Source organism: Methylobacterium sp. CM6246, assembly GCF_054818005.1.
Window position 1 is genome coordinate 267586 of sequence record NZ_JBTXKY010000003.1, and the last position, 14520, is coordinate 282105.

15 protein-coding genes and 1 pseudogene are annotated in these 14520 nt (G+C 65.7%); 6 read left to right on the top strand and 10 right to left on the bottom strand.

The window, feature by feature from the left end:
• Positions 1-42: 42 nt before the first annotated feature.
• Entirely contained in the window at positions 43-891 is an 849-nt protein-coding gene (locus ACYQPG_RS31530; RefSeq protein WP_461232917.1) for a metal-dependent phosphohydrolase, read from the bottom strand.
• Positions 892-1047: 156 nt separating this feature from the next.
• On the opposite strand from ACYQPG_RS31530, the gene recD2 reads away from it, so the two are divergent.
• From recD2 to ACYQPG_RS31545, 3 genes and pseudogenes are all read left to right on the top strand, one after another.
• On the top strand, positions 1048-3258 hold the full coding sequence (gene recD2 / locus ACYQPG_RS31535; protein WP_461232849.1) for an SF1B family DNA helicase RecD2: 2211 nt from the start codon (positions 1048-1050) through the stop codon (positions 3256-3258).
• 22 nt (positions 3259-3280) lie between these two features.
• The gene (locus ACYQPG_RS31540) at positions 3281-3790 is read left to right on the top strand and encodes a DNA polymerase ligase N-terminal domain-containing protein (protein ID WP_461232918.1); all 510 of its coding nucleotides are present in this window, start codon (positions 3281-3283) and stop codon (positions 3788-3790) included.
• 40 nt (positions 3791-3830) lie between these two features.
• Positions 3831-3962 (top strand): annotated as a pseudogene (locus ACYQPG_RS31545) (DUF4186 family protein); the annotation flags it as partial.
• Between the two features lie 115 nt (positions 3963-4077).
• Here ACYQPG_RS31545 and ACYQPG_RS31550 read toward each other — a convergent pair.
• The 8 genes from ACYQPG_RS31550 to ACYQPG_RS31585 all read right to left on the bottom strand — a co-directional run bounded on the left by ACYQPG_RS31550 (position 4078) and on the right by ACYQPG_RS31585 (position 11033).
• Positions 4078-6462, bottom strand: a complete 2385-nt coding sequence (locus ACYQPG_RS31550; RefSeq protein WP_461232850.1) for a type IA DNA topoisomerase — start codon at positions 6460-6462, stop codon at positions 4078-4080.
• A gap of 290 nt (positions 6463-6752) precedes the next feature.
• Positions 6753-8522 carry a complex I subunit 5 family protein gene (locus tag ACYQPG_RS31555; RefSeq protein ID WP_461232851.1) on the bottom strand — a complete coding sequence of 590 codons (1770 nt, stop codon included), beginning with the start codon at positions 8520-8522 and terminating at the stop codon, positions 6753-6755.
• Positions 8522-8923, bottom strand: a complete 402-nt coding sequence (locus tag ACYQPG_RS31560; protein ID WP_147941602.1) for a sodium:proton antiporter — start codon at positions 8921-8923, stop codon at positions 8522-8524. The genes ACYQPG_RS31555 and ACYQPG_RS31560 overlap by 1 nt, the downstream gene beginning before the upstream one ends.
• Positions 8920-9696, bottom strand: a complete 777-nt coding sequence (locus ACYQPG_RS31565; RefSeq protein WP_147941601.1) for an MnhB domain-containing protein — start codon at positions 9694-9696, stop codon at positions 8920-8922. Before ACYQPG_RS31565 ends, ACYQPG_RS31560 begins: the two co-directional genes overlap by 4 nt.
• Complete coding sequence (locus tag ACYQPG_RS31570; RefSeq protein ID WP_147941600.1) at positions 9693-9980, bottom strand: Na(+)/H(+) antiporter subunit B; 288 nt, start codon at positions 9978-9980, stop codon at positions 9693-9695. The genes ACYQPG_RS31565 and ACYQPG_RS31570 overlap by 4 nt, the downstream gene beginning before the upstream one ends.
• The gene (locus ACYQPG_RS31575) at positions 9977-10264 is read right to left on the bottom strand and encodes a monovalent cation/H(+) antiporter subunit G (protein WP_147941599.1); all 288 of its coding nucleotides are present in this window, start codon (positions 10262-10264) and stop codon (positions 9977-9979) included. The genes ACYQPG_RS31570 and ACYQPG_RS31575 overlap by 4 nt, the downstream gene beginning before the upstream one ends.
• The gene (locus ACYQPG_RS31580; protein WP_419831045.1) at positions 10261-10512 is read right to left on the bottom strand and encodes a monovalent cation/H+ antiporter complex subunit F; all 252 of its coding nucleotides are present in this window, start codon (positions 10510-10512) and stop codon (positions 10261-10263) included. Before ACYQPG_RS31580 ends, ACYQPG_RS31575 begins: the two co-directional genes overlap by 4 nt.
• Positions 10509-11033, bottom strand: coding sequence for a hypothetical protein (locus tag ACYQPG_RS31585; protein ID WP_461232852.1), 525 nt, complete (start codon positions 11031-11033; stop codon positions 10509-10511). The genes ACYQPG_RS31580 and ACYQPG_RS31585 overlap by 4 nt, the downstream gene beginning before the upstream one ends.
• 260 nt (positions 11034-11293) lie before the next feature.
• On the opposite strand from ACYQPG_RS31585, the gene ACYQPG_RS31590 reads away from it, so the two are divergent.
• Both ACYQPG_RS31590 and ACYQPG_RS31595 read left to right on the top strand, forming a co-directional pair.
• Complete coding sequence (locus tag ACYQPG_RS31590) at positions 11294-11500, top strand: hypothetical protein (RefSeq protein ID WP_461232853.1); 207 nt, start codon at positions 11294-11296, stop codon at positions 11498-11500.
• A gap of 41 nt (positions 11501-11541) precedes the next feature.
• A complete protein-coding gene (locus ACYQPG_RS31595) occupies positions 11542-12477 on the top strand; it encodes an SMP-30/gluconolactonase/LRE family protein (protein WP_461232854.1) in 936 nt (311 codons plus the stop codon).
• Between the two features lie 509 nt (positions 12478-12986).
• Here the strand turns inward: ACYQPG_RS31595 and ACYQPG_RS31600 are convergent.
• Positions 12987-13844, bottom strand: coding sequence for a LysR family transcriptional regulator (locus ACYQPG_RS31600; protein WP_461232855.1), 858 nt, complete (start codon positions 13842-13844; stop codon positions 12987-12989).
• Positions 13845-13947: 103 nt separating this feature from the next.
• Between ACYQPG_RS31600 and ACYQPG_RS31605 the strand changes: the two genes are divergently transcribed.
• Entirely contained in the window at positions 13948-14340 is a 393-nt protein-coding gene (locus ACYQPG_RS31605) for a tautomerase family protein (RefSeq protein WP_461232856.1), read from the top strand.
• Positions 14341-14520 lie beyond the last annotated feature (180 nt).

Below are 14520 nucleotides of genomic sequence, written 5' to 3' on the forward strand. Positions count from 1 at the left end.
AGCTATCACCACTTTCGCCTGCGTGAGGACTACTTCTGCGGCTCAGCCTGGGTGTGGTCCCATGCGGCGACGGTCATGCTCGATCGCAAACACATGACTGTAGAGGTTGGCCACCCAGCTCCGCCCTTCCACCGTCAAATCGAGAAAGCGCACCGCGTCGCCGATGACCGGTTCGATCTTGCCCCAGAAGAATGCCGGATACCGCTCCGCGAGGTCGGCCGGGCTGGCATAGCCGAGTTGGGCGTCGAGGCCGATCTCGGCGAACTCGTGGAACAGCGCGTTCAGTTTGCGTGGGTAGAGCGGATCGCCGAGTTGCCCGATCAGGTCTGCCGCACGCATCAGGCCAGCTTCGGTCCCAGTCTCCCGATGCTCATCGTCCGCGGGCACGGGGAAACGGGTCAACTCGATGGCTCGCATCACCCGCGGCGCATCGACGAGATCATGCGTGCCGAAGCGCTCTTGCACCGCCAGCTTCGAACGCTCGATGTGGTAGGGCGCCAGCGCCGCGTCCGAGGCACCCCGCGGCAAACCGATGGTCGTGCCCTGCGCGTCGATGACGAAGGCGTTCGCCCGGTCACCTGAGCAGACACCGCGCACGTAGCCGATCTCATGATACAGGGCGGCCAGGATCATGTGCAGCCAATCCTCCGGCGTGATGCCCTTGTCGAGGAACCGGCCGCGCAGGATGTCCTGAGCCACGAGGGTGACGAGGGCGGTGTGGTCGCCATCGTGGTAGAGCGCGTCGCTGCCGACGATGCGCTCAATGGTCAGACGTGCGGACGCCTCGATCACCTCGGCGAAACGTGGTTCACGACTGCCGAAGGTGCGCTGGTAGGTGACCGCGAGGTGCTCGCCCAGCGCGTCGGCCAGCATCTTCGTTACATCGAACATGACTGGACTCTCGCAAATCGTACAAACGCCCACACGGCCTGCTGTGTCGATCAGCATCATGACATCAAGTGAGCGGCGGCCCATATTGAGCAAGGCGCCCCGCGAAATGTCGGGGCGTCAGACTTCGGGGCAGGCTCGTAGGATCTCATAGCCGTCGTGGCTGCGCGCGCATTCCCCGGCTCGGCCGGTCCCAAGATCGAGGCGCTGGCCGGTACCATCGAGCGCGTCACCTTCCACAGCCCCGAGACCGGCTTCTGCGTGCTCAAGGTCCAGGCTCGGGGCAAGCGCGACCTCGTCCCGGTGATCGGTCACGCCCCCGCCATCGCGGCCGGCGAGTGGATCACCGCCACCGGCATCTGGCACACGGATCGCCAGCACGGCGTGCAGTTCAAGGCCGACACCCTCAAGGTCACGCCGCCCACCGGGGTCGAGGGCATCGAGAAATACCTCGCCTCCGGCCACATGCGCGGCATCGGTCCGGCCATGGCCAAGCGCATCGTCGCGGCGTTCGGCGAAGGCACGTTTGAGATCATCGAGGCCGAGCCGCAGCGGCTGCCCGAGGTCGCCGGCATCGGCCCGAAGCGCGCCGCCCGCATCATCGCCGGATGGGCCGAACAGAAGGCGGTGCGCGAGATCATGCTGTTCCTGCACGCCCACGGCGTCGGCACAGCGCGGGCGGTGCGGATCTTCAAGACCTACGGGCACGACGCCATCGCGGTCATGACCGAGGACCCCTACCGGCTGGCCAAGGACATCCGCGGCATCGGCTTCAAGACCGCCGACGCCATCGCCATGAAACTCGGGCTGACCCCGGAGGCACCGCAGCGGCTGCGCGCGGGCATCTCGTTTGCCCTGCAGACGGCGACCGACGGCGGACACTGCGCGCTCCCTGTGGTGGAACTGATCAAGCTCGCGGGCGACCTCCTCGGCGTCGAGCCGGCACTGATCCGCTCGGCGTTGCTCGACGTGCTGGAGACCGGCGAGGTCGTGCAGGACATCCTCGGCGAAAAGGCGTGCATCTTCCTGGCTGGGCTGCACGCCGCCGAGCGGATGATCGCCGAGCGGCTGCTCCGCCGAACGAAGGGCACACCGCCCTGGCCCGAGATCGACCTCGCCCGGGCTCTGCCCTGGGTCCAGGACAAGACCGGCAAGACGCTCTCACCCTCGCAAGGGGAAGCCGTGCGGCGGGTGCTCGGCGCCAAGCTCGCGGTGATCACCGGCGGTCCGGGCGTGGGCAAGACCTCGACGCTCGACACGATCCTGCGCATTCTGCGGGCGAAGAGCGTGCAGGTGCTGCTTGCCGCCCCGACCGGCCGGGCGGCCAAGCGCATGACCGAGCAGACCGGGCTCGAGGCCAAGACGATCCACCGCCTGCTGGAGATCGACCCGAAGCACGGCGGTTTCTCGCGCAACGAGGACAACCCGCTCGCCTGCGACCTGCTGGTGATCGACGAGACCTCGATGGTCGACGTGCCGCTGATGAACGCCCTGACCAAGGCGGTGCCGGAGCACGCGGCGCTGCTCCTCGTCGGCGATGTTGACCAGTTGCCCTCGGTCGGGCCCGGGCAGGTCTTGGCGGACATCATCGCCTCGGGAGCTATCCCGGTGGCGCGGCTGACCGAAGTGTTCCGGCAGGCGGCCGAGAGCCGGATCGTCGTGAATGCGCACCGGATCAACGCCGGCAAGATGCCCGAGCCAGCTGCTCGGGGCGCGGACAGCGACTTCCACCTGATCGAGATCGACGAGCCCGAGCCGGCGGTGGAGACGCTGATCGAGGTGGTGACCAGACGCATCCCGGCGCGCTTCGGCCTCGATCCGGTGCGCGACGTGCAAGTGCTCACCCCGATGCAGCGCGGCGTGCTCGGCGCGCGCAACCTCAACCACGAACTCCAGGCGGTGCTGAACCCGAACCCCGCCATCTCGGTGGAGCGGTTCGGCTGGCGCTTCTCACCCGGCGACCGGGTGATGGAGAGCCAGAACGACTACGACCGGGAGGTGTTCAACGGCGATCTCGGAACCGTCGCCCGCATCGACGAGGACGAGGGTGCGGTGATCGTCGATTTCGACGGCCGCGAGGTGGTCTACCCGTACGGCGAACTCGACACGCTGGTGCCGGCCTACGCCACGACCATCCACAAGTCGCAGGGCTCGGAGTACCCGGCGGTGGTGATCCCATTGGCCATGCAGCACTGGACGATGCTGGCGAGGAACCTCCTGTACACGGGGGTCACTCGCGGAAAGCGGTTGGTCGTGCTGCTCGGGCAGCGCAAAGCACTGGGCATCGCGGTCCGCGGCGGCAATACCAAGCCCCGCTGGACCAAGTTGCGCGCGTGGCTGGGTCATGCTGATCCCGTAGAAGCATCCTGACGATGAGGACGCGATTACGGACATCGCCTTCGTCGTACAGAAGCACGCTGCGCGCCGGCTGCACTACGATTTCCGGCTCGAGCTCGACGGCGTACTCAAAAGTTGGGCGTTGGCGCGTGGCCCGAGTCTCGTGGCGGGCGAGCGTCGGCTGGCCGTGCCGGTGGAGGACCATCGACTGGATTATGCCGGGTTCGAGGGAGTCATCCCGGCGGGCTCGTACGGGGCGGGCGCTGTGCTGATCTGGGACCGCGGCATCTGGAAACCGGACGGCGACGCCGTGGCCGGTCTCGCCGCGGGCTCACTTCGATTCCAGCTGCACGGCAAGAAACTCACGGGCGCGTGGCGCCTGGTGCGGATGAAGACCAAGCGGGAGGAGCAACGCGCGACATGGCTGCTGATAAAGAGCCGGGATGCTGCCGCTCGGCCGCGCGGGGCGTCCGACATCCTGGTCGAGCAGCCGCTTTCTGTGATCTCGACCCGCGCCATCGAAGAGATTTCCGCCGTGGATGACGGATTGAGGTCCCGGGAATGACCGGAGCCCCACGTTTGCGAACGCCGTAGGCGAACATCCGAACTTCACGGCGCGGCATGCGATGGCAACCTGCTGCCGCAACTGTTTGGCTGAGTGGCACGCCGTACCCGTGGGGCGGGGATTACCGCGGCCGAGCAGGCACATACGAGCGCATGCTGGCTGCCCTGCTTAGAATGCTCAGGGCGCGTGACGCCGCCACGAGACCGGCGATGAACCATTACGAACTTCGCGAGCCATCCAAGGCTTCACGATCGAGAGCTTAAATCTCAACGCTCACGCCCGCCGCTTTAGGCTCGGCGCCGTATCGGGGCCTTTCTCGGCATCTCGACTACCCTGCCCCGCCGCTTTTCCCGTTCGGCAGGTTTGTTGCCTTTCGCTCCTCCGGAGCTTGGCTCTGGCGTCTGCTGCCGCGGCTGAGAGGTGTGTGCGTCGAGGAAGCGACGACATGCGTCGAAGTTCGTCTCGATCTCCGGCGGACAAGTGATGCCTCGCTGCTCCGCCAGACCGTGTGCATAGCTCAGCATCGCCGCGCTCGGAACACGCTGGTGTCCGGGCTGGCTGACGCCGTCGTTTTGAGGCGCGCGCGGCCCGGCATGGGTGTCCAGAAAGGCCCGGCAGACGCTGATGTTGCTCTTGCAGCCGCGCGGCAGCTTCACGCCCTTTCGCTCGGCCAAGCTCACCGCGAACGACAGCATGGCCGAGGTCGGTGGCCGATTGTCGCCCTGACCGTGTGGGATCAGGCTGGGATCGAGGCTGACCACCGGTGAGTTCGAGATCGCGGCGATCAGCTCATCGAGACGCGCCCGCGTGCGATGTTGAAAGGCATCGGCGCGCTGGATGGCCTCAGCGCGCGTTTTGGCACGACCGATTTCTGCCAACTCCGCCTCGAACATCGCTCGCCCCACCGGATCACCGTAGGCCGGGAACACGCGTCGCACCGCCGTGATGAATGCCAGCCCCACCTCGGTGACTTCGATGGCTGGATCCTTGCCGTTGGACAGCGTGATGTAGCGGCTCTTCAGGAGTTTGGGCAGGATCGTATCGCGCGTGGCGGCCGTGCCGAGCCCCTTGGGCTCGTTCGGGTTGACCGGGTTCTCCAGGGCGCGTTTGACCACTGGATCATCCACTTGATCAATCAGTCGGCCCATCACCACCGGGAGCTCGCCTCGGGTGATCCGCCGCGGCGGCTCGGTCATCGCGGAAGCGACGTCAGCAGTTCCAGCCGATGCGCCCTCACCGTCGTTTACAACCGGCAGGCGGGCGGACATGGCCTCCGCCTCGCGCCTGGCCTTGCCGGGCACGGCGTCCGCTTCGAGTTCCGTCTCGCTCCCGTAGACCGCACGCCACCCGGGCGCACGTATGACGTTGCCGGAGACGACAAACCGTTTTGGGCCAATCGGCGTCCGTACCTCGGCAGTCACGCTGGTGCGGGCATCGATTCCGTCAGGGAGATGAGCGGTCAGGTAGGTCTTCGCGACGAGCTCCCACAACCGGAATTGATCGGCTGAGAGGCGGCTGCGCTCAGGAACCTTGCGCAAGGGCACGATCGCGTGATGCTCCCCTGGATCCTTGACGTAGTGCCCTTTGATGCCACGGCGGATCACAGGCACATGATCCCGCGCGATGAGGCTACGCAGGTCGGTCAGCACGGTGGCGATCGCGGCGATCACCGTTGCAGCATCAGCCGCCTGCCCCTCCGGCAGGTACTCGGACTCCGTGCGCGGGTAGCTGAGGTAGCCCTGATCGTACAGATCCTGGGCGATGCCCGCTGTATGTTGGGGATCCCAGCCGAACCGCTTGGCGCAGCGCCGGGCGAGGGTGTCCTTCGAGAAGAGCCGGGGCGGTGCGCGTCGCACATCCTTGTGCTCGACCGTCAGGGCCCCCGACCACGTCGCGGCGGCTGTCCGGATCGTCTCGGCGATCTCCGCGTCGAAGATCCGCTCTTTGGGTGCGTGCCACAGGGTCAGCTCAGCACCGGACTGGGTCCCCAGGTGCAAAGCGACCTTGAAGAAGTCCTGCGGCACGAAGGAGCGGATACGCTCCTCCAGGTCGGTCAGGATAGCGAGGGTGGGCGTCTGCACGCCGCCGAAGCGCCAGGGCTCCCGGAAAGCAGGCGGGCGTAGACGCAGCGAGATGGCCCGTGTGCCGTTCAGGCCGAGGTGGTAGTCCTCATACTGCCTGCAGAGCGCTTCGAGATAGGCGGCGTAGTCGCGCTCGCCCGAGCTTGGTTCCTTGGCCAGGGCAGCGAAGGCGCGGCGGATCGAGACGTCGTCGAGCGCGCCGAGCTTGAGCCGGTCGACCCGCCCACGCCAGCCGAGGTGCTCCAGCACCTCCCAGGCGATCATCGAGCCCTCGCGTCCGGGATCGGTGGCGATGATCACACGCTCGACGCCGCTCAGCGCCTGCCGGATGGCAGCAATCTTCGGTTCGTGCGACTGGCCGGACCGGTTGGTGCCGTAGCTGACCGGGATGGTGGCGAGCACGATCGGGAGGATATCGAAGCGCCAGGGCTTCCATTCGGGCCGGATGCTACCTGGTTCCTCGGCAGACAGCAGGTGCCCCTCCGCCGCCACGCAGACCGTGTTCGGCGAATGGAAAAAGCGCTGCAACTGCCGCATCGCAGAGGGCTTTTCAAAGAAGAACAGCGTGCGGCCGGAGCTCGGGGGTGACATGTCGCTGACCGCTAGGGCTCTTGCTACGCTTGGCCGATAGTTCACATTTTGTTCTAAAGCGGCTTCGCATGCAACTGGCGCGAAGGGGTGCGAAGGACCGCGGCTGATGCTGAACGCGAACTGCTGTCCGAGGGCATGGGCGGTGACGTCTGCTTTAGAGGATCAACGAGAGAGCTTCGAACGACCGCTTCGGGGGAATTACGCGGCGAAGCGGAGTGGGCACGTCCAAACAGATCCGCCGACCGTGCCATCGGCATCGCAGCCCTCTCCGTTTGTAAGAAGCCGCCAGCTCAGGAGGTTGCGAGAAGACCCGCGAGGATAGCCAATCCGACAACCACCCAGGTCACGTAGTCGCCGATCAAGCCGCTGTGAACCTGTTCCAAGAGCCGGGTCGGCGCCAATTGCGTGGCGCGGACCGGCCTCGAGAACCAGCGGGGCAGTTTATGGCGGCCGAGCGCAAAGGCCGCGATCACGAGTGCTAGGGCGAGGCTGAGCCAGGGCAGCCACTCGGGTCCGTGCCCCAAGCTGCCACCCTGGTGCATGAAGGCCGGTGTCGCTTTGGCGGCGAGGCGCGCGACCCCAGCCTCCGGTGCCACGATGTTCAGGGCTAGCAGGACCAGACAGGGCGCCAACATCAGCCAGAGCGGGCGGTTGGCCTTCTCTCGCTCGGCCTCGCTTGGCGCCTGCGCTTCATTGCCGGGATCCGGCCCAAGTCCAAGAAAGATCCGGCCGGCGGCGCGCAGGACCGCTGCACCGGTGAGCCCCGCCCCGACGACGGTCGCCGCGACTGCGAAGGGGTGGCCGCCGTCGAGGAGGGCGCCCTGGAGCACGCGGGTGCCCTGGTCGAGGAGGCCGAGTGGCAGGCCGCACAGCAGAAGGCCGCCGAGCGCCATCGCGATGCCCGCGGGCCCGATCCCGCGGCCGAGGCCGCGCAGGGCGATCTCGTCGATCCCGGCGCGAGTGGCGAGCAGGATGCCCGCCACCATGAACAGCGCGCCCTTCACCAGCCCGTGGCCGACGAGGTAGAGAAGCAGGCCGCCGGTGCCGCCCTGCGACAGCGTTCCGATGCCGAGCAGCATGATGCCGGCATGGCTTATCGTCGAGAAGGCAAGCAGGCGCTTGAGGTGGCGCTGGAGCACAGCCATCCAGCCGCCCACCAGCGCGGTCGCGCTGCCGGCGCCGATCATGAACAGCGAGACCGCCCCGCGGACCTGATCGGAGCCGGAGAACACCACCGCGGTCAGCTTGGCGAGCCCGAACAGTCCGAGCGAGACCATGGCGCCGGAGAAGATCACCGAGACCGGGCTCGGGGCCACCGCGTGGGCGTCGGCGAGCCAGAACTGAAACGGGACCACGGCGGCCTTGATCATCAGCGCGGTGGCGACCAGGCAGAAGGCGCCAGCTGTCACCGGATCGCGCCCTGCATGGGCGACCGCGCGGGCCAGTTCCTCGAAGTCGAGCGTGCCCGCACGCGCGTAGATCAGCCCGATGCCGCCGAGCATCAGGAAGCCCGCGAGGCTATTGGTGACGGTGAAGTTCAGGGCGCCGGCCAGCGCCGATTCGTCGAGATGATAGGCGGTCAGCGCGAAGGCCGCGACGCTCATCACCTCGAACCAGACGAACAGATTGAACAGGTCTCGGGTGAAGACGAATCCGACCATGGCCGCCAGGAACAGCAGCATCAGGATCTGAAAGTGGCCGTGGGTCTCCTCGAAGAAGCCCCAGGCGAAGACGAAGCTCGCGGCAAACAGCGTCCCAATGAACGCCGCGACCCAGCCGCTCGCGGCATCGACCGAGAAGCCGATGCCGAGCGGCATGCCCGCCCGCGGCGTCCAGCCGCCGAACCAGTAGACCAGCGGTGCGTCCGCCGCCCGCACGGCGATCAGGCCGCAGAGGGTTGCAACCGCGAGCGCCGTCAGGCTCGCGAGGATGTCGGGCCAACGACCGGGCATGAGGTGGGCCGTCGCGAGCAGGGCCGCGCACATCGCCAGCGGCAGCGCCACCGGAAGGGGCGGCAGCACCGCGCTCGGGATCCAGCCGAGCGAGAACCAATCCGGCATCAGAGCTGCGCCTCCGCGCCAGGTTCCTGACGCGCGCCGACGCGTCCGCCGCCGGCATTCTTCCGCATCGGTCGGAGCCGCTCCGGGTCGAGTGTGCCGCTACGCTTGTACACCTGCAGCGTCAGGACCAGCAGCAGAGCGGTCAATGTCGCGCCGACGACGATGTCGGTGAGCACGAGCGCTTGCATCACCGGGTCGACGGCGGGTGTGCCGGGCGGGTGGTCGTAGAAGATCGGAGCGATGGCGTCCCAGCGGTAGCCGATGCCGAGAAGCAGCACGTAGGTGGCCGATTGGCAGACCGAGAGGCAGCCGATCAGATGGATGTAGTTCCGGCTGGTGCTGATCCCGAACAGGCCGATGCCGAACAGCCATGCGGCAACCGCGTAGGGGAGCCAGCTCACGCGTCTTCTCCCTTCGGATCGTCCGATTGGTCGGGTTCCCGGGTCTCCTCCATGAATTCGAGGAAGAGCTGAGTGAAACCACCCGCGACGGCCGCCGCCACGCCGAGATTTTCCACCAGCATCAGGCCGCCGGAAAAGAGGTCGCGAAACGTGCCCAACGGCAGCACGTTCTCCATGAACGCGGCTCCGACCAGCATCGGCGCCAGGCCGCAGAGCACGAAGAGCAGCGCGCCGCCGCCTTCCATGACGTCGAGCCACCGACTGCGGACGCTATCGCGCCATCCGGAATAGCCTTCGCCGAGGTAGATCAGCAGGGTCGCGGACGCGAGGATCACGCCGCCCTGGAAGCCGCCGCCAGGCGTCACGGTGGCGTGCAGCACCACGTAGAGCCCGAACAGGGCAGTGATCGGCCCTGCGATGCGGCAGGCCAGGACCACCACCTCAGCGCGCGGCAGAACCCGACGGCCAGAGAGCCGAACTGCGCGGTCGGTAATCGCCTCGCCGCGGCTGCCGCGTAGGAGCACGACGGTACCGGTGATGGCGGCCAGCAGCATGAACTCCTCGCCCAACGTGTCGAGCCCACGGATGTCGAAGTTGATCGCGCTGACCATGTTGGCGACGTGACGCTCGGCCGGTGCGATCGCGTTGATCCGCGCGCCATAGGCCGCGATGTCGGCGCCGAAATCCGGCATTGCCCGGATCGCCGAGACGGCGCAGGGCACGAGGACGAGGCAGGCAAGCCCGAGCAGGACGAGGCGCCACCGTACGTTCATGCGTCCTCAGGAGATTTCTCGTGGTCACCGGGATCCGCCGATTGGCTCGGCGCAGCGGTCCGCACGGCGCTCAACGCCACCACGAACAGCAACGGTACGGCCGCGGTGCCGACGGCGAGTTCGGACAGTGCCACATCCGGCGCCTGAAGCGCGGTGAAGAGTACGGTCAGAACGAGTCCGTTCAGCCCGATCGCGAAGACCTGGCGGCGGGGCTCGCGGATCAAGACCACTGCCGTTCCGCTGGCGGCGGTAAGCAAGAACAGCAGGACGAGGATTACGCTCACGCCGACGATCCTTCCCGCAAGAGCAAGGCTCGGCCGACCACGTGGGAGAGTACTGCGCTCCAGGCGACCAGGAACGTCATCAGCACGGCGATCTTCAGAGAGCGGCCCGAAACCCCGTCCGCTACGAAAGCTGCCAGCGTAACCGACATACCCGCCGCCGCATTGAGGAAGGCGACCGCGTGCAAGCGGTCCAGCGCCCGCGGCAGCCGCAAAACGGCGAGGCAGGCGATCCAGATTGCCGCGACCGCCAGGCTGAGCAGGGTTGCGAGGATCGTCGCGCTCACAACCAGCGCTCCACGAACACCGCAAGAAGCAGAGTTCCCGGCAGCGTCAGCAGCACCAGGGTGAGGGCGAGGTCGGTCAGTGATGGCTGGTCGGTAGCGAAAGTCAGGAACGTCAGCAGGATCACCGCGATCGAGCCCGCTAGCTGGTAAGCTGCAAGGCGCTGCCCGATGCGTCCACGCCAACCGATCGCTGCGGCGATGGCAAACGGCGGAACGAGAGCTCCCGATGCCAAAATCCATGGGCTCATGTCGGCGTCTTTCGTGCCGGTTGGGTCGCCAAGGCATGGAGTACGACTTCTGACCGCCCGGGATCGAGGCGAAGGACATAGCTACGCGGCGCCAGAGAAGCGGCGAAAACACCGAGTGCCCGTTCAGTCTGCGCCTCCGCGCCGCTATCGTCCGGGGCGACCCGAAAGACCAACGCCATAGGGCGGATCCGGATCGACCCGGAGCCGGTGCCGCCGCCGATCGCTCGCATCAGCTCGAATCCGACCTGGAGGGTCTGTGCGGGCAGGTTCGCCACCGCGCCCGCCAAAGGGCGCAGCATGCCCACCCGTAGGCGGAAGGCCGGGTCGCCGATCCGCCCGACGCGCCGCGCCCAGAGCGTACCAAGACTGGCGCAGACCACGTCGGCGAGGCCCTCAGTCGCACTGATCGAACCGGCGAATACGCCGTAGACAGCGGCGAGGAAGATCCAGGTTGCGACAGCTGCGAAGGTTACGCGCGGCACTGGACGCTCCAGTCCAGCGTCGGAAATCTCTCCCGCCATCGAGGGCCCTCACCGAACCTTGGCGCTGAATGCGTGTCGACGTAGGCGTAGACCGCGGCCAACGCGGGTACAATGGCGACGGCTCAGTGCGGGATGGGCCTCGAACATTTGCGATGCGGAGTCAGTCCCGAGCGTCCGGTTGCGCCTAGCGCCAACGGCACGGATCTCGGCATCGCGTTCCGAAAGCGCGCCATCCGCCACCGGTGATTTTCACAGAACCGACCCCGGGGAAAGGAGTTGTGCGGGCATAGGAGTAAGCGATGTCGAAGCTGACGAACGATGACCGCAAGTCGCTCTCCAAAAAGGATTTTGCCCTCCCCGACCAGAAGCGTTTCCCGGTCGAGGACAAAGCGCACGCCCGAAACGCCAAGGCTCGAGCCGCGCAATCCGAGAAGGCTGGCAATTTGTCCAAATCCGATCACGCGAAGGTCGACGCCAAGGCCGACAAGGTGCTGGGCAAAGACTGATCTCCCTCCTGTCTCCTGTCGCTGAGCAAACACGAGATCGTATGCCTGATTTGCTGCGACGCGCCGGGCCGCCAGAGCCGGTTCCGCATGTCGATCCTCCGCGCGCGTCCGACCCACGTTTCACCGAAGTCGTGCCTCACCACGCCCGCCTGGTCTCGCTCTACGACGATGCGATCTTCAGCGAGGGGCCAACTTGGTGGCCCGCCCGGGACATCCTGGTTTGGTCAGATGTCGAGGGCCGTCGGGTTCTCGGCTGGCATCAAGACGGCTGCGTGCGGGTCGTGATCGACGCGACGCCATTCATCAACGGCAACACGGTCGACCGGGACGGCAACCTCATCCACTGCGAGCACGGCAACCGTCGATTGTCCCGCACAGCTCCGGACGGAAGCTACACGGTGGTAGTCGAAAGCTACAAGGGCCGCCGCTTCAACGCGCCGAACGACGTGGTCTGCGCCCCCGATGGCGCCCTATGGTTCACCGATCCCGCCTACGGCCTGCGCCAACCCAGGCAAGGGGCGCTGGCCGAGTCCGACCTTGGCCATCACAGTGTCTACCGCTTCGACCCGACCACCAGCGTGGTGCGGCGCATGACCGACCTCGGTCAGCCGAATGGCCTCGCCTTCGCGCGCGACGGGCGCACGCTCTACGTCAGCGACACCTCTCGTACGGAGGGTGACGACGGGCACACGATCTACGCCTTTGCCGTTCGCGATGATGCCAGCTTAGGGGAGCGCCGGGTGTTCGCCGAGGTCGAACCAGGCGTGCCAGACGGCTTCCGCGTCGACCGACGTGGCTGGATCTGGACGAGCTCTGAGGCGGGGGTCCAAGTGTTCTCCGCTCAGGGGCATCGGCTCGGGCTGATTCCAACGCCGCAAATTTGCACCAACCTCTGTTTCTCGCCAGGTGAGCGGCGGTTGTTCGTCACCTCGAAGCAGCATCTCTACAGCCTGGATCTCGCTTGTCCGGCGGACTGAAATGAGATCAAGAAGCTGTTAGATTGCGTGCAATGCCGTTAGGGAACGGCACTTGCGGAGCACGCAGTTCGAAGAACGTATGGCTACCGCCCAGCGGCCCACGTCACCTTTTGCGTCCCGCCTGTGCCTACAGACTGGAAAGGCTAGCTGCAGGAGCGTCCGCTTACGGGATACTGCCGAGTTCAGCCGAATGGCGGCAATGGACGCGAAGCCGAACGGCCGGTTTTGTGCTTAGTGGCGGTCCAGCATGGCGTGATTTGGCCGAAAGCGGCCGGTCCGCTTCCGAGACGATCTGGTGCAAAAGCAGACGATCCCCTTACGACCCATGTCAGCCGTTCCAACCGCCATCGGCACTTTCCGAAAGCGGTCGTTCGTTCGTCGTCCAGCAACTTCGGCTCTGGATGGGTCGCGGCTGCTCGTCAGTGAGGGACCGAGAGTCAGGATCGCGCCATTTGCTAAAAATTGCGGTGGCGTGGCTTGGACGCTGTTTGGCACCCAGAGCGGCTTTTCTAAACGAGTTTCGTGGCCAGCATCGTCCGCACCTCACCCACCAGCGCGGCCTCGCCAAGGCGAGGCGGGAGCAAGCTGAACTCCACCTCTGGTAACGGTGGCAGAGTTTGAGACAATCGGCACGCTCCGACATCGTCCGGCACGGCAGACAAATTCAGGCATGACACTCCGAGCCCCGCCGCGAGTGCGGATTGGAGTCCTGCAACGCCCGAAGCGGAATGGGCAACGACGTACGGAACGCCATGCGCTTCCAAGGTCTGCCGCACAAATCGCTGCAAGGAACAGTCCTGCGGCAATCCGAGTAAGGGCAGAGGGGCATGGGTCTCAGGCTCGAATTCGCGTGCAGCCACCCAGGCCAGAGCCTCGCGCTGGACCGGGATGCCTTCCGGCACGCACCGTCCATCGAGGATTCGCATGGACAGCCCGATGTCGAAGTCCCCACCCTGCGCCTCCTCCTCAATCAGAAGGCTTTTTCGAATCGTAACGTGCAGCCGGAGCTTTGGGTAACGCGCCCGCAGCCGCTTGAGCATTTCGGCGATTGCGTTCGGGCGGAAGTAGTCCGTGACCGCCAAGCGCAACTCGCCGGCTAGGCCCATGCCCCGCACATCCTCAAGAGCCCGCTCGCTCGCGGCCAACATCTCGCGTGCATGGGCGATCAAGCGCTCTCCGGCCGACGTTGGCCTCACGCCCTTCTTGCCCCTTTGCAGTAGGACGACCCCGGCGAAATCTTCCAGCTTCTGAAGCTGCTCGCTGATGGCCGACTGTGAGCGGAACAGCCTCGGTACCGCAGCTGACAGGCTACCCGCCTCCGCCACAGTGACCAGCGTCCGCAGTTGCCCTAGATCGAACGGCTGCATCCTATCATCCCAATTATCCGATAGATGCTATCGTATCTTCCGGCTTTCCCGATGCAAGCACTGGCGTCATTCTGGCCCCGCACAACCGTTGCGGAAGGAAGTCATGCCTGGGATCAAGCTTACACTCTCCGGCCAGCCCGATACGGGCTTGGTCGGCCGTATCGTGCCAGAACTCACCGCCCTGACCAGTTCCGTGCTAGAAAAGCGCTCCGACTTGACCATGGTTATGGTCCAGTTCATAGGGCATGAATGGTGGTTTATAGACAGTCGATCACTTTCGGATCATGACCGCAATTCTTTTAGACTTGAAGTAACAGTTACAGACGAGACCTGCACCAAAGTGCAGAAGGCTAGATATCAGCGAGAAGCCTTCGATCTTTTGTCCAATCTTATTGGCAACGTTCATCCACACTCAAATGTGCACATTATTGATTGCCGGGGCAGTGCCTATGGCTATGGTGGTGTGACACAAGAACATAAGTATCATCGTACCTGAAGCGCAGATCACGGGATGCTGATTGTCACGGCATCATCGCTCGACTAGCGAGGGCCTGCTTGTGATTCCGAGCGGGCCTTCATCGATGCCACTGGAAATGTCCATTTAGGGTTGTGAGCGGCTCCCACGGCTATGTCCGCTTCTATGCCTTGCCGCCCGAAAGCGGACCGGCTGAAATCC

Coding starts and splice junctions, on each gene's coding strand:
- ACYQPG_RS31600 (WP_461232855.1), bottom strand. CDS start 13,844: ATGCAGCCGTTCGATCTAGGGCAACTGCGGACGCTGGTCACTGTGGCG.
- ACYQPG_RS31565 (WP_147941601.1), bottom strand. CDS start 9,696: ATGAACGTACGGTGGCGCCTCGTCCTGCTCGGGCTTGCCTGCCTCGTC.
- ACYQPG_RS31530 (WP_461232917.1), bottom strand. CDS start 891: ATGTTCGATGTAACGAAGATGCTGGCCGACGCGCTGGGCGAGCACCTC.
- ACYQPG_RS31595 (WP_461232854.1), top strand. CDS start 11,542: ATGCCTGATTTGCTGCGACGCGCCGGGCCGCCAGAGCCGGTTCCGCAT.
- ACYQPG_RS31605 (WP_461232856.1), top strand. CDS start 13,948: ATGCCTGGGATCAAGCTTACACTCTCCGGCCAGCCCGATACGGGCTTG.
- ACYQPG_RS31585 (WP_461232852.1), bottom strand. CDS start 11,033: ATGGCGGGAGAGATTTCCGACGCTGGACTGGAGCGTCCAGTGCCGCGC.
- ACYQPG_RS31580 (WP_419831045.1), bottom strand. CDS start 10,512: ATGAGCCCATGGATTTTGGCATCGGGAGCTCTCGTTCCGCCGTTTGCC.
- ACYQPG_RS31550 (WP_461232850.1), bottom strand. CDS start 6,462: ATGTCACCCCCGAGCTCCGGCCGCACGCTGTTCTTCTTTGAAAAGCCC.
- ACYQPG_RS31590 (WP_461232853.1), top strand. CDS start 11,294: ATGTCGAAGCTGACGAACGATGACCGCAAGTCGCTCTCCAAAAAGGAT.
- ACYQPG_RS31555 (WP_461232851.1), bottom strand. CDS start 8,522: ATGCCGGATTGGTTCTCGCTCGGCTGGATCCCGAGCGCGGTGCTGCCG.